Below are 13,155 nucleotides of genomic sequence, written 5' to 3'. Positions count from 1 at the left end.
CTTTGTCGGGCTCAAAAGGCGGTCCAAAGAGAGTCCCGCCCGACTGCAATTTTAAGGCCGAAATCCCCATGTCAAATCGGCCACGTTCCGTGGCCTGTGGCTGCCAGTCCCAGCGTGGTTGTCAGGTGGCTGCTGCCAGTCCCAGCGTGGTTGTTGGTCGGCCCTGGGCTCCAGCCAGGTCATCACCTGACCCTGTGCCGGGGTGGTGGGCCACTGCGTTGCCCCGGCGCCTGCTTGTGGTTGATCATCCGGCCCTGTGCCTGCGTGGTGAGCCACCACATCGCCTTGGGCCTGCTTGTGGGTTACCAAGCCTTTGTCCTTAGTGGACTTCGTTGTTGGCGTTATGCTGGTGTAAGTGGTGGTGTCCGCCGCTTCTCTGTCATGGCTGTGGTGTGGAGGTGTCGTGCCTGGTCAGCGTGCTGATGCGCGGCGTAACTACGCGCACATCCTGGCTGTTGCCGTGCAGGAGGTCGCCCTGCACGGTGCTGACGCGTCGCTGGAGCAGATCGCTCGGATCGCCGGGGTCGGGTCGGCTACCGTGCGGCGGCATTTTTCCACTCGGCGGGCGTTGTTGGACGCTGTGTTCCAGGAGCGGATCGAGGAGTTGGGGGCTTGTGCTCGGCGGTTGAGCTCCGTTGCGGATTCTCGGGCCGCTCTGGTGGAGTGGTTGGAGGCGTTGACCGCTTATGCCGCTTCCGCTCGGGGGATGGCTGCTGCTCTTGCGTTGGACGAGGTTGGGGAGGAGCACGTGCATGCTTGTTCCGCCAAGCTCGTCGACTCCGTCGACCCCTTGTTGGAGCGTGCCGTGCGGGACGGGGTGGTGGTCGCTGGGGTGACCACCGCCGACCTGATCGCGTTGGTGACCGGGATCGCGCTCGCTACCGAGCACCACGCTGATCCGTTGGGGCAGGCTGAGCGGTTGCTCGCGTTGGCCGTGGCGGGGATCAGTCCGTTGCGGTGAGGGTCCTTTGTGGACCCCGTGCCAGCCAGTTCTCGACCTGCTGGGCGTATTGCGGTGCCCATTGGGGGGACCACGTGCGGAAGTAGACGTGCATCGTCAGGGCGTGGAGGACGTGGGCCAGGTCCACTCGGTGTTCCCAGTCGTCCGGTAGTGGGCACGCGGTGGCGTAGGCGTCCAGGAACACCGCGCGGCCTGCTGGGAACTTGTCGAAGATGTGCTCGTCGAGTTTGCCGAAGTCGCGGAAGCGGTCCGTGTAGGTGGCGTGTTCGAAGTCGAGGACGCAGGTGATCCTGTTCTTCGCCACCAGGAAGTTCGGCAGCCACAGGTCGCCGTGGACCATCGTCGGCACGCTGGCCGTGCTGTCCAGGCGTGACACCGCCGCCGTGATGGCGTTGTGGAGCGCGGTGGTGTCGGGGAAGGCGTCCGTTCGGGTGAGGAGGTCGGTCACCTCGGTCTCCACCGACTCCTCCAGGGTCTTGGCGTCGCCGAATGTCGTGCCCTTGATGCTGTGCACGCGACCGATGACGTCCCCGAGGTCGCGGCACAGGGTTTTGCGGGTGTCCTCGTCCAGGGTGTCCCACACGTCCGCCGCGGTGTCGCCCTCGTGGAAGTCCTGGATGAGGACCGGGCCGTTCACGTCGGGATCGTGGTCGACCACCTCGCGGTGCCGCACGACCGGGATGCCGTGGTCGGCCGCTACTCGTGTGCTGGCCACGAGTTTGTGGAGGTGGTCGGGGTTCCGGTCGCGTTGGGGGACCTTGACCAGCAGGGTGCCCTGGTCGGTTTCGGCGATCCACTGCTTGCTGGTGTAGCCGGCGTCGAGTGGGCGGATCGAGGTGACGGTGAGGTCGGGACACGCTCGGTCGAGGACGCTGTGGATCACGCTGTCGTTGGGCACCGCGGCAGGATAGGGGGCCGGGGTCAGCCTGTCGCCGGTGTTTGCGCGAGGGTGCGGGCCAGCCAGGTCGTGCGGGTGGTGCGGGCTGCCGTGGAGAGGGCGGCTCGGGGGTAGAGGGCGTCGAAGCCGTGGAAGCCGCCCGCCCACAGGTGGAGTTCGGCCTGGCCGCCCGCTGCCCAGATCGCGGTGGCGTAGGCGACGTCCTCGTCGCGGAAGACCTCGGCGGAGCCCGCGTCGATGTACGTGGTCGGCAAGCCGGAGAGGTCGTCGGCCAAGGCGGGGGAGACGTAGGCGGGGACGTCGGTCCGGTCGCCCAGGACCGAGCGCCAGCCGAACTCGTTCATCTCACGGGTCCAGACCGCGGGCTCGCCGGAGAACTGGGTGCTGGACGTGGTGTTGTTGCGGTGGTCGAGCATGGGGCAGATCAGCACCTGGGCGGCGATCGCGGGGCCGTTGCGGTCGCGGGCCATCAGGACGGTGCCCGCGGCCAAGCCGCCGCCCGCGCTGGCTCCGGCGACGATCACGCGCGACGGGTCGACGCCCAGTTCCTCCGCGTGCTCGGCCACCCAGAGCAGGCCTTGGTAGCAGTCGTCCACGAGGGTCGTGCCGGTCGCTTCCGGGGCCAGGCGGTGGTCCACGGTGACGACCACCGCGCCGAACTCGTCCAGCCACTCGAGCGGGATGTCGAGTTGGGAGAAGCGGTTGCCCATGATCATGCCGCCGCCGTGGATCCAGTAGACGCACGGTGCCGGGGCGGTGGAGCCGGTGGGGCGGAAGACGGACAACGGGATGTGCGCGCCGTCGGCGGTGGGGATGGTCAGGTCGTGGTGGTCGACGGCGCGGCCTTGGAGCAAGGGAGCCAGGGGAGCGGCGGCGAACTGGCGCAGCTGGGCGAGCATCTCGGGGTGGATCTCGGTCATGAGGGGCATGTCGGCCAGCAGGGCGCGCAGTTCGGGGTCGAGATCGGGGCGGGGCATGGTGGAGTCCCTTCGGGGAGTCAGAACGAGGCTTTGCCGCCGACGGGCACGGCGTCGGTGTAGGTGGACTCGCCGACCAGCAGGAGTTGGAGGCGGGCGACCAGGTCCTGTGCGGGGGTGGTCGCGAAGAAGGCCGCGTGGGCTTCCGGGGTGGTCCAGCCCTCGGTCACGTGGACGACGTCCGGGTCGCTCGCCGAGCGGCTGACCAGGAAGACGACGCAGTCCTCGTGCGGGAGGGAAGGGGCGGCGAGCAGGAGGGCGACCAGGTCGTCGCCCTTGCCGAGGTGGGCGGTCATGGTGGCCTGGAAGCCGTGGGTGACGGTCATGGGATTCTCCAGCGGTGGGGGAGTGCGATGGACCAAGTAAACCGTTGCCACCTGCGGGAACGGTAGAACCAAACTCCCGGTCATTTGCCTGATCCTCTCCTTGTCAGGAGGATCGGACACTGGTTCACTCGGTGCGTGGACCTTGATGAGCTGAGCGGCCTGCTGGCCCGGCACGCGCGACCGGACGCGACCACCGCCATCGACGGGGTGCTGATCTCGAAGGTGGACCGCACTACGACGTCCTCGCCGTCGATGTCGGGCACGGTGTTCGCGCTCATCGCGCAGGGCGCGAAGCACATCGCGTTGGGCGATCGCGTGTACGAGTACGGCGCTGGGCAGTACCTCATCGCGTCGGTCGACCTGCCGATCACCGGGCGGTTCACCGAGGCCGATCCCGAGCGGCCCGCCGTGGGGTTCGGGCTGGTGCTGGAGCCCGCCGCTGTCGCGGACCTGCTGCTGCACGCGGCACCCGGTGACCTGCCGCCGGGCGGGGGCACGCCGTCCGGAATGGCCGTGGGTGACGCGCCCGCCGAGTTGGTGGACGCGGTGACCAGGCTCGTGCGCCTGCTCGACCACCCGCGTGATCGGACGGTGCTGGCCCCGCTGCTCAAGCGGGAGATCCTGTGGCGGCTGATCACCGGGCCCCAAGGCGCGACGGTGCGGCAGTTGGGGCTCGCGGACAGCGGGCTGGCCCACATCGCGCGGGCGGTTCGGTGGATTCGCGAGCACTACGCGTCGGCGTTCCGGGTCGAGGACGTGGCGCGGCTGTCGGGCATGAGCGCGTCGGCGTTCTACCGGAACTTCCAGTCGGTCACGGCGATGAGCCCGATCCAGTTCCAGAAGCAGATCCGGCTCCAGGAGGCCCGGCTCCAGCTCGCGGTGGACCCCCGTGACGTGACCGGGGTCAGCCGCCGGGTCGGCTACGACAGCCCGTCGCAGTTCAGCCGGGAGTACCGCCGCCAGTTCGGCGCGCCGCCCAGCCAGGACGCCCTGCGCCTGCGCGACGCCCCGGCGGTCTAGCCGTCACGCCGACAGCGCGCGCCGCCACTGGTCGGCGACGGCGTGGCGCAGCCGTTCGGTGGCGACGGCGTCGGGGTCCAGCAGGCGTTGGAGGCCGACGCCGCGCAGCTGCCCCATGATCGCGACCGCCACGTCGCCGGGGTGCACGTCGGCGCGGATCGAGCCCTCGGCCACGCCCGCCTCGACGTCCGCGCGGAGCCTGGAGCGGAAGCCCTCGTCGCGGTCGCGGAAGAGGTCGGCGAGGTCCACCGACGTGGCGGACTCGGCCCAGAGCAGCAGGAACGCCCGGCTGATCACGTCGATGTCGCCGAGGGCCGCGGTGTAGCGCTCGATCACGGCCAGCAGGCGTTCCAGGCCGGGGGAGAACTGGTCGAGTCCTGGGATGAACCCGCTCTGCGTGGCGTGCGCCAGCGCCTCCACCAAGGCCTGCTTCGAGCCGAAGTGGTGGTTGACGATCCCGCGGCTGTACCCGGCGCGCTCGCCGACGCGGGCGAGGGTCAGCGACCGCAGACCCGACTCGACCACGAGTTCCGCCGCGGCGGCGACCAGCGCGGACTCGGTGCGCTCCCGGCGTTCCCGCTGGGTGCGCCGGGCCGGGCGGGGTGCGTCGACGACCATGCCGCCAGTCTACGACACACACTTGCGTGACGATTGACAAGTATGTGAGCCTGTCGGCATGAGCGAGACGAGCCGTGCCCCCGTGGTGCTCCTCCACGGCCACCCGGAGACCGCCGCGATCTGGGGGCCGCTGCTCGCCGAACTCGGCCGCGACGACGTCACGTGCCTGTCCCCGCCCCGGTTCGCCGCCACGGTGGACGAGTGCGAGCGCCAGGTGGTGGCCGAACTGGCGGCGTTCGGCGAACCCGTCCACCTCGTCGGGCACGACCTGGGCGGCGGCCACGTCGTCCGGGTGGCGACGACCCACCCCGAGCTGCTGCGCAGCTGGGTCAGCGACGCGGTCGGCGTGTTCCACCGCGACCACACCGGGCACTACCTGGCCGGCCTCTGGCGGACTCCCGGTGTGGGGGAGGTGGACGTCCGCCGCCGGTTCGGCGGTCCCGTGGCGGACCGGGTGCGGACGATGGTCGGCCGCGGGATGCCCCGCGAGGTGGCCGAGCGGATCGCGTCCGACCAGGACGAGGCCACGGGCCGGGCCGTCCTGGCCCACTACCGCTCCACCGGCGCGCCCGTCGACCTGGTCGCCGCGGCCCGGCGGCCGGGGCTGGCGCTCCTCGCGCCCGCCGACCACCTGGTCGGCACCGCCGCTCACCGCCGTGAGGCCGCCGTCGCCGCCGGGGCGCGGGTGGAGGTGCTCCACGGGCTGGGCCACTGGTGGATGCTCCAGGACCCGGCCCGGATCGCGCGGGTGCTGACCGGGTTCTGGGCGTCAGCACCCGCCGTTCGGTCCACTTCGGACGGTCAGAACAGTTTGCCCAGCTCCGGGGCCGCGGCGGGTCGGCCCAGGTGGTAGCCCTGCGCCTGGTCGCAGTCGAGGCGGCGCAGGATGTCGAGCTGGAGCGCGTGCTCGACGCCCTCGGCGACCACGGTCAGGTCCACGGCGTGGGCCATCGCGATGATGCTGGTGACGATGGCCTCCGCGTCGGCGGACTTGCCGAGGCCCGCGGTGAACGACTGGTCGATCTTGAGCAGGTCCAGGGGCAGCGTCAACAGCTGCGCCAGTGACGAGTAGCCGGTGCCGAAGTCGTCGATGGCGAGCCGGACGCCGAGGTCCCGCAGCGCCGACAGCGTGCGGGCGGCGACGATCGGGTCGCGCATCAGCGCGCTCTCGGTGATCTCCAGGCACAGCGCGCTCGGCGGCAGGCCGGTCCGGTCCAGCGCGTCCCGCACGGTCGACACGAGGTTGGGGTCGTCGAGCTGGCGCGTCGACAGGTTCACCGTGAGTTCGAGGTCCGGGTTGTGCCGCGCCCGGAGGTCGACGATGCCCCTGGTGGCGGTGCGGAGCATGTGGACCCCGACGATGTTGATCAGGTCGCTCTCCTCGGCGAGCCCGATGAACTCGCCGGGGGAGATGAGGCCGTAGCGCGGGTGCGTCCACCGCAGCAGGCCCTCGACCATCGTGGTGCGGCCGGTGCGGAGGTCCACGATCGGCTGGTAGGCCAGCCACAGCTCGGCGTTCTCCGGGGCCCCGCGCAGGTCTTGTTCGAGCCGCAGCCGCCGCTGGGTGCGTTCGCGCAGGTCGACGTCGAAGAACGCGTGCCGCCCCCGGCCCTTCGTCTTGGCCTCGTACATCGCCAGGTCGGCGTCGCGCAGCAGGTCCGCGCCGTCGCGGGGGTCGTCGGGGTCGGCGATCACGATGCCGACGCTCGCGTCCACGTGCAGGTTTCGGCCGTCGACCGCGATCGGCCGGTTCAGCTCGACGCGGATGTGCTCGACCAGCGCCGCCGCCTCTTCCGGGCCCGCGGTGCCGTGGGCGATGACCGCGAACTCGTCGCCGCCCAGCCTGCCGACGACGTCACCCCGGCGCACGCCGCGGCTGAGCCGGTCGCCCAGCACCTGGAGCACCTCGTCGCCCGCGCCGTGGCCGAGGGAGTCGTTGATGATCTTGAACTTGTCCAGGTCGATGAACAGCAGCGCGGTCCGGCCCGCGCGGTGGCCGCGCGCCGCCCGGCTGAGCCGCTCGATGATCACCGTCCGGTTGAACAGGCCGGTCAGCGCGTCGTGCGTCGCCTCGTGCTCCAGCATCCCGTCGATCATCCGGCGCTCGGTGATGTCGGTGAACGACACCACCACGGCCGACGGCCCGTCGCCGCCGTCGTCCAGGGCGTGGCAGCTCAGCGACAGCCAGATCCGCTCCCCGTCCGGCCGGGTCATGCTGAGGATCTTGCCGTTCTGCGGCTCCCCGGTGAGCCGGGTGCGGGTCGACAGGTAGTTCGACGCGGGCAGCCGTCCCCCGGTCTCGTCGTACAGCTCGGCCAGCGTCGTCGGCAGGCCGATGACCTCCTGCTCGCGGATCCCGAGGATGCGCTCGGCCGCGCGGTTGGCCGACTCGACCAGCCCGGTCGGGCCGACCACGATCACGCCCTCCTCCAGCGCGGCCACCACCGTGGTGAAGTGCTGCTCGGCCCGCCTGCGCGCGGTCTCGTCCGCGCAGATCAGCACGTACCCGTCGTCCATCCGCGCCACCGACACGCGGACCGCGAGGGTGCCGCCGTCGGCCCGGTGGTGCACGGCCTGCTGGACACCGCCGCCCGCCAGGATGGCCACGGGGTCGAGGTCCGCGTCGATCACCCGTTGGATCGGCTGCCCGATGGCCTCGCCCGCGGGATGGCCGTACACGGTCTCGGCGGTGGGGTTCCAGCTCGTCACCACGCCGTCCGCGGTGGTCGCGACCAGTGCGTCGCTGACGTGGGCCACCAGGGCGGCCTGGTAGTGCAGCGCGGCCGCGGCCGCCTTCTGGGCCGTGACGTCCCGCATGATCACCTGGAACGCCGGACGTCCCTCCCAGGTCGTCCGCACGGACACCGACTCGACGTCCAGGGTGCTGCCGTCGCCGCGCAGGAGGACGGCCTCCGCCGGGGCGCTCGCCGCACCCGGCACGCCTAACTCGGCGATCCGGTGCAGCATCTCCGCGACCGAGTCCGGGTGGACGAGGTCGACGATCGGGCGGCCCATCAGCTCGGCGGCCGTCTCCACGCGGGAGAACCGGAGCGCCGCCGGGTTCGCGTACACGATCTGGCCCGCCTCGTGCACGACGATCGCGTCCGGCGACAGCTCCACGAGCAGCCGGTACCGGTCGGCGAGGTCGGTGAGCGCCTGCTCCTGCTCGTGCCGGGCGGTCACGTCGGTCGCGATGCCCACCAGCCGCCGCGAGTCCGGGTCCGGGGACAGCCGCGCCCGGAACTGCACCCAGCGGACGTCGCCGGAGGAGGTCTCGCAGGGCTGTTCCAGTTCGAAGTCCTGCCACACCGGGGTGGCCTTCGCCGCGACGGTCAGCGGAGCGATCAGTTCGGACAGTCGGGCCCTGACCACGTGCTCGGGCGCGCCCGCGACGGCGAGCACGTCGTCGAGCCCCGGCATCCAGGTGACCGCGTCGGTGGCGAAGTCGAACCACCACACCACGGACTTCCCGGCGGACAACGCCAAGCCGACCACCAACTCATGGTCCACTCCGACGTCGCCCATGAGTTCCTTCACGTAGCGGCTCCCAGGCCCGTTGTTCCGTCCGACCATCGTGGAGTACTACTACATCGTTAGCGCAAAGCCCACTCAAGACCGGCACACGGTGTGTCGTTATATCGGGTGACGGCGGCGGCCGGGGGCGCGGGGCGGCGTCGCGGCCACCCGCTCGGGCGAGTCCCCTCCGAGTCCACAGTGGATTCGAGGTCCGCCGGGCGCGGCCGAGGCCCCCGGAACGTGCTCTGATCGCCGCCTACGCGCGGGCCGGCACCGTTACCATAAGTGGGTGTCGGAGGCGGAAAAACGGTGTGCTGCGGCGCATCCGGGTGGCGTGGGCGGTGCACGCCATTGGCGAGCCGCCGGTCAGCACGAGTCCGCACGGCCTGCTCTGCTCCGTTCGGCGTATCGCTCGCCGCGGTTCGGGTGACGGCGGTGTCGGCCCTCGAGTCGGGAGGGAGCGGAATGGCAGCGCGAGGTGTGGGGATTTGCGGGATCGGCGTCGTCAGCGGGTACGGGTGGGGCCGTGAACCGTTGTGGGACGGGCTGTTGAGCGGTGAGCCCGCGGCGACGGTGGTGCCGGGGCTCGGGCAGAAACCAGGAGACGCCGTGTGGGCGGCCTGCGTCCCGGACGGCGGGGACCCGTCCGACGGCCAGAGCCGGTTCGCCCGCGCCATGCGCGCCTCCGCGCGGGAGGCCATTCGAGACGCTGGGGACCGGGGGTGGCTGCCGGGACGGCGGGTCGGCCTGCTGCACGCGGTCGTCCTGGGCGAAGTGGACCTGTGGCGCGACTTCTACACCAGCCGAGGCGGGTCGCTGTCGGTCCGCGAGTACCTGGCCCTGATGCCGTCCACGCCGATGTCGTCGCTGATGCAGGAATACGGTTTCCACGGCCCGGCGATGAGCGTCTCCGCGATGTGCGCCTCCGGCAACGCGGGCCTGATCACCGCGAAGTCCTGGCTGGACGCGGGACTGGTCGACGACGTGGTGTTCGTGGCGACGGACCTGTCGCTCACCCCGGAGAACGTCTCGCACTTCGTCCGGCTCGGCGTCGCGGTCGTGGACGCGGAGCCGCTGGACGCGTGCCGCCCGTTCCAGCAGGGCAGCCGCGGTTTCATCATGGGGGAGGCCTCGGTGTCCTTCGTGCTGTCCCGGCGGTCGGAGCGGCCGTACGCGTACGCGCTCGGCGGCGCCATGTCGCACGACGCCCACCACGTGACCTCCATCGACCCCGGCCTCGCCCACGTCACGAGCTGCTTCGAGGACGCGCTGGTCAACGCCCGCGTGCCCGCCTCCGCCGTCCGCTACCTCAACGCCCACGGGCCCGGCACCGCCCAGTGCGACCTCGCCGAGGCGACGGTGCTCGACCACCTGTTCCCGGAGTCGACCGAGGTGTACTCGGTGAAGCCGCTGACCGGCCACTGCCAGGGCGCGGCGTCCGCGGTCGAGGTGGCCGTGGCCGCGCTGGGCTACGACCGGGGGCTCGTCCCCGCGCCGAGGACCGTCGCGTCCGGACACCCCCGGCTGCTGAACGGGCCCACGCCGATCGACGGCGGGATCACGGTGAAGTCCTCGCTCGGCATGGGCGGCCACAACTCCGTGGTGGTGCTCGCGCCCCCGGCGTGACCGGGGATCAGGGGTCGAGGCGGACGGTGACGGTGACCCGGCCGCGCTCGTCGCGCCGGGCGACGCCGTGGCCGCCGCGGTCGACGCCGTCCAGGTCGAGCGAGAGCGGGCCGCCCTCGCCGAGGAAGTTCCGCCACCACGACTTGGCGTCCGGGAGTCGGACGCCGATCGTGACGACGTCGCCCGCGCGCCGGTAGCCGACGGGGGTGCTGAACACCCGGCCCGACCGGCGGCCGGTGTAGGTGAGGACGGTGAGGTGACGGCGGACCGCGGCGCCGAACCGCGGTGAGGACCGCAGTTCGAGCACGCACCCGTTGACCCGGTTCACCACGTTCTCGGGGATCCGCATGCCGTCGACGCTAGCAGCGCGGAGCCGGTCCACCCTCCGCTCGCGATCAAGTGAGAGGCAAGTGCCCCAACGACTCTCACGCCACCGCGGCGGGCCGTCGGGACAGCGCGAACCAGGTGGCGAGGCCGATCGGCACGATGATCCAGCACGACAGCATCCGGTAGCCCAGGGTCGCCGCGGTCGCGGTGGCCTCCCCGGTGCCGAGCAGCACCAGCCCCGCGACGAGGCTGGTCTCGATCACGCCGATGCCGCCGGGGCTGATCGGCACCTGCCGGACGAGCTGGATGCCGAGGTAGACCAACCCGACCTGGACCAGCGGCAGGTCCACGCCGAACGCCGTGCTGGTGATGAGCAGGCAGGCCAGGTCCGCGGCCCAGTTCGCGGCGGCGAACCCGATCCCGGCCGCCCAGTACCGCGCGGGCAGCGCCGTCACGTCGGCCAGCCGGGCGCGCACGACCCCGGCGATCCGCCCGCCCGACCGGACGGCCTTGACCTTGGGGGCGGGGAGCGGGCGGTGCAGCGCGAACCGCACCACGACGGACGCGACGGCCAACGCCCCGACCACCGTCGCCACGACCTGCCAGGCCTCTGGGAACAGCCACGCCGCCGCCGTGCCGACCAGGTACAGCCCGCCCAGCCCGGCGACCGACACGACGCCGGACAGCACCATCACGGTCGCCGCCGTGGACCGGCTCGCGCCGAACCGGCGGAACTGCTCGACGGCGAACGCCGCCGACACGAACGACCCCGCAGGGAACGTCATCGACATCGCCGACCGGCTGTAGGTGATGGCGACCGCCGACCCCACGGGCACCCGCACGCCGAACCCCGCGAACAGCACCTGCTGCTGCCGGGTGAACAGCCACAGCGAGAACACCTCCACCACCGCGGCCACCCCCAGCAGCGGCAGGTCGACCCGCCGGAACGCCTCGGCCAGCACTGCCCACGGGGGCAACTCCTCGCGGGCGAACCACGCCACCGCCCCGACGGCGACGACGGCCACCCCGACCCGGAGCCACCGCCGCCCCCGTCGTGGGGGAACGGGGTCGGCGGTCGGTGCGGGTGCGTCGGAGGTCCCGGCGTCCGCGCCCCGCCGTCGGCAGGGGGCGAGAGGTGCGGCCATGGGGGCCTCCGGTGGTGAAGGTGGTCGGATTACGCGGGTGTGCGGTGGCGGTACGGGAGCAGCGCGGCGGCGATGACCGCCAGCACGCAGATCCCGCCGCAGACGGCGAACGCCGTGCTGTAGGCGTCGAGCTCGGGCAGGGGGAGGCCCGGCACGGTGTCCGCCGCGAGGACGGCGGTGGCGATGGCCGTGCCGATGGAACCGCCGATCGAGCGCAGGGTCTGGTTCACGCTGTTGGCCACGCTGGTCTGCTCGGGGGAGACGCCGCTGTTGAGCAGGGTCGGGATCGCGCCGAAGGCGAGGCCGAGGCCGAGACCGAGGAGGCCGGTGGCGAGGGAGAAGTGCCAGTGCGCGTCGTGCCACCCCAGCAGGAACCCGAACGTGGCGGTGGCGACGACCGTGCCGATGAGCAGCGGCCACTTCGGGCCGATGCGCTTGATCAGGAGCGAGGCAGCGGCGGCGGCGACGAGCGTGCCCGCGGTGAGCGGCAGCAGGGTCAGGCCCGCGCCGAGCGCGTCGGAGCCGAAGCCGTAACCGAACCGGCTCGGCGTCTGCACGAACTGGATGACCAGCACGAACGCGCCGAACATGCCCGCGCCGGTGAGGAAGGCGGTGATGTTCGTGCCGAGCACGACGGGCGTGCGCATCATGCCGATGTCGATCAGCGGCTGCCGCACGCGCTGCTCCACGACCACCCACGCGGCCAGCAGGACCAGCGCTCCCGCGAACAGGCCCAGCACGCGACCGGAGTCCCAGCCCCAGCTCGGGCCGCGGTTGATGCCCAGCACCAGGCACACCAGGCCGCCGCCGAGGGTCAGCAGGCCGAGGACGTCGACGCGGAACGCCCGTGCGCGCTCGGGCAGCCGGATGAACACGGCGGTCCCGACCAGGCCGAGCGCGGTCACGGCCCCGGAGATCCAGAACATGCCCTGCGCGGAGACGCCCGCCTTGACCAGGAGCCCGGAGATCAAGAGGCCGGCGCCCGCGCCGATGCCGGTCAGCGCGCTCAGCAGCGCCAGGCTCGACGGCACCCGCTCCGGCGGGAACAGCGACCGCACGATGCCGATCGCCAGCGGCATCACGGCGAAGCCCGTGCCCTGGAGCGCGCGGCCCAGCAGCACGACCGCCATCGAGTGGGACACGGCCACCAGCACCGAGCCGAGCGTGACCAGCGCCAGCGTGACCATGATGATCCGCTTGCGCCCCACCGAGTCGCCGAGCGAGCCCAGCAGCGGCGTGAACACCGCGGCGGACAGCATGTTCACCGTCACGACCCAGGACACGTCGGCGAGCGTCACGTCCAGCGACGCGGCCAGGCCGGACAGGATCGGCATGACCATGCTCTGCATCACCACGACGGCGAACGTCGACAGCGCCAGCACGAGCAGCACGGCCATCGGCTTCGAGTCCGCGCGCGGCTCCGACCGGGTCGTGGCCCGCGGCGGCGTGAGGGTTTCGGACACCACGACCTCCGTTTGTAATCAATTGACGACTTGGACGCTAGGCTGTCGGCGACGGCCAAGTCAACGATCGACTACTTGCTCGCCGGTGATCGCTGTCACAGGGCGTATCCGCTGCTCTAGACTCATGTCGTCGGACGAGGACATCGGCTGGAGGCTCGTGAAGGACACCGGAGGTCCGCCGCGGCGACGCGACGGGGCGGCCACTCGCGCCGCGCTGCTGGCGGCGGCGCGCAAACTGATGGCCGAGCGCGGCGTGGAGGGGACCAGCACCCGTGACG

The 13,155-nt window shown here is 71.8% G+C and carries 12 protein-coding genes; 4 read left to right on the top strand and 8 right to left on the bottom strand.

Going from position 1 to position 13,155, the window contains the following annotated elements:
* The first annotated feature begins 403 nt into the window (after positions 1–403).
* Entirely contained in the window at positions 404–961 is a 558-nt protein-coding gene (locus ACFWW9_RS42940; RefSeq protein WP_390388859.1) for a TetR/AcrR family transcriptional regulator, read from the top strand.
* On the opposite strand, the gene ACFWW9_RS42935 is transcribed toward ACFWW9_RS42940, so the two are convergent.
* From ACFWW9_RS42935 to ACFWW9_RS42925, 3 genes are read right to left on the bottom strand one after another with little or no spacing between them, the layout of a single operon-like run.
* On the bottom strand, positions 945–1,859 hold the full coding sequence (locus ACFWW9_RS42935) for a phosphotransferase family protein (RefSeq protein WP_390388857.1): 915 nt from the start codon (positions 1,857–1,859) through the stop codon (positions 945–947). The two genes, ACFWW9_RS42940 and ACFWW9_RS42935, sit on opposite strands and share 17 nt — an antisense overlap.
* 23 nt (positions 1,860–1,882) lie before the next feature.
* A complete protein-coding gene (locus tag ACFWW9_RS42930; RefSeq protein ID WP_390388855.1) occupies positions 1,883–2,836 on the bottom strand; it encodes an alpha/beta hydrolase in 954 nt (317 codons plus the stop codon).
* Between the two features lie 20 nt (positions 2,837–2,856).
* Positions 2,857–3,162: a putative quinol monooxygenase gene (locus ACFWW9_RS42925; protein ID WP_390388853.1), complete on the bottom strand. Its 306-nt coding sequence runs from the start codon at positions 3,160–3,162 to the stop codon at positions 2,857–2,859.
* 135 nt (positions 3,163–3,297) lie between these two features.
* On the opposite strand from ACFWW9_RS42925, the gene ACFWW9_RS42920 reads away from it, so the two are divergent.
* Entirely contained in the window at positions 3,298–4,182 is an 885-nt protein-coding gene (locus ACFWW9_RS42920) for an AraC family transcriptional regulator N-terminal domain-containing protein (protein WP_390388851.1), read from the top strand.
* 3 nt (positions 4,183–4,185) lie between these two features.
* Here ACFWW9_RS42920 and ACFWW9_RS42915 read toward each other — a convergent pair whose 3' ends face one another.
* Positions 4,186–4,800: a TetR/AcrR family transcriptional regulator gene (locus ACFWW9_RS42915; RefSeq protein WP_390388849.1), complete on the bottom strand. Its 615-nt coding sequence runs from the start codon at positions 4,798–4,800 to the stop codon at positions 4,186–4,188.
* Between the two features lie 58 nt (positions 4,801–4,858).
* Between ACFWW9_RS42915 and ACFWW9_RS42910 the strand changes: the two genes are divergently transcribed.
* A complete protein-coding gene (locus ACFWW9_RS42910; RefSeq protein WP_390388848.1) occupies positions 4,859–5,653 on the top strand; it encodes an alpha/beta fold hydrolase in 795 nt (264 codons plus the stop codon).
* On the opposite strand, the gene ACFWW9_RS42905 is transcribed toward ACFWW9_RS42910, so the two are convergent.
* On the bottom strand, positions 5,602–8,337 hold the full coding sequence (locus tag ACFWW9_RS42905) for an EAL domain-containing protein (protein WP_390388846.1): 2,736 nt from the start codon (positions 8,335–8,337) through the stop codon (positions 5,602–5,604). The genes ACFWW9_RS42910 and ACFWW9_RS42905 overlap by 52 nt on opposite strands.
* A 444-nt stretch (positions 8,338–8,781) precedes the next feature.
* Between ACFWW9_RS42905 and ACFWW9_RS42900 the strand changes: the two genes are divergently transcribed.
* Positions 8,782–9,942, top strand: coding sequence for a beta-ketoacyl synthase N-terminal-like domain-containing protein (locus ACFWW9_RS42900; RefSeq protein WP_390388844.1), 1,161 nt, complete (start codon positions 8,782–8,784; stop codon positions 9,940–9,942).
* 7 nt (positions 9,943–9,949) lie between these two features.
* On the opposite strand, the gene ACFWW9_RS42895 is transcribed toward ACFWW9_RS42900, so the two are convergent.
* From ACFWW9_RS42895 to ACFWW9_RS42885, 3 genes are all read right to left on the bottom strand, one after another.
* Complete coding sequence (locus tag ACFWW9_RS42895; RefSeq protein ID WP_390388842.1) at positions 9,950–10,291, bottom strand: hypothetical protein; 342 nt, start codon at positions 10,289–10,291, stop codon at positions 9,950–9,952.
* Between the two features lie 76 nt (positions 10,292–10,367).
* Positions 10,368–11,414 (bottom strand): YbhN family protein, encoded by a 1,047-nt coding sequence (locus ACFWW9_RS42890; protein WP_390388840.1) that lies wholly within the window; start codon positions 11,412–11,414, stop codon positions 10,368–10,370.
* A gap of 29 nt (positions 11,415–11,443) precedes the next feature.
* On the bottom strand, positions 11,444–12,877 hold the full coding sequence (locus tag ACFWW9_RS42885) for an MFS transporter (RefSeq protein WP_390388839.1): 1,434 nt from the start codon (positions 12,875–12,877) through the stop codon (positions 11,444–11,446).
* Between the last annotated feature and the right edge of the window lie 278 nt (positions 12,878–13,155).

It is taken from the genome of Umezawaea sp. NPDC059074 (assembly GCF_042738955.1).
Taxonomy (GTDB): Bacteria; Actinomycetota; Actinomycetes; order Mycobacteriales; family Pseudonocardiaceae; genus Umezawaea.
This window is presented reverse-complemented; position numbering and strand designations above follow the sequence as displayed.

Coding starts and splice junctions, on each gene's coding strand:
- ACFWW9_RS42930 (WP_390388855.1), bottom strand. CDS start 2,836: ATGCCCCGCCCCGATCTCGACCCCGAACTGCGCGCCCTGCTGGCCGAC.
- ACFWW9_RS42925 (WP_390388853.1), bottom strand. CDS start 3,162: ATGACCGTCACCCACGGCTTCCAGGCCACCATGACCGCCCACCTCGGC.
- ACFWW9_RS42915 (WP_390388849.1), bottom strand. CDS start 4,800: ATGGTCGTCGACGCACCCCGCCCGGCCCGGCGCACCCAGCGGGAACGC.
- ACFWW9_RS42910 (WP_390388848.1), top strand. CDS start 4,859: ATGAGCGAGACGAGCCGTGCCCCCGTGGTGCTCCTCCACGGCCACCCG.
- ACFWW9_RS42900 (WP_390388844.1), top strand. CDS start 8,782: ATGGCAGCGCGAGGTGTGGGGATTTGCGGGATCGGCGTCGTCAGCGGG.
- ACFWW9_RS42895 (WP_390388842.1), bottom strand. CDS start 10,291: ATGCGGATCCCCGAGAACGTGGTGAACCGGGTCAACGGGTGCGTGCTC.
- ACFWW9_RS42890 (WP_390388840.1), bottom strand. CDS start 11,414: ATGGCCGCACCTCTCGCCCCCTGCCGACGGCGGGGCGCGGACGCCGGG.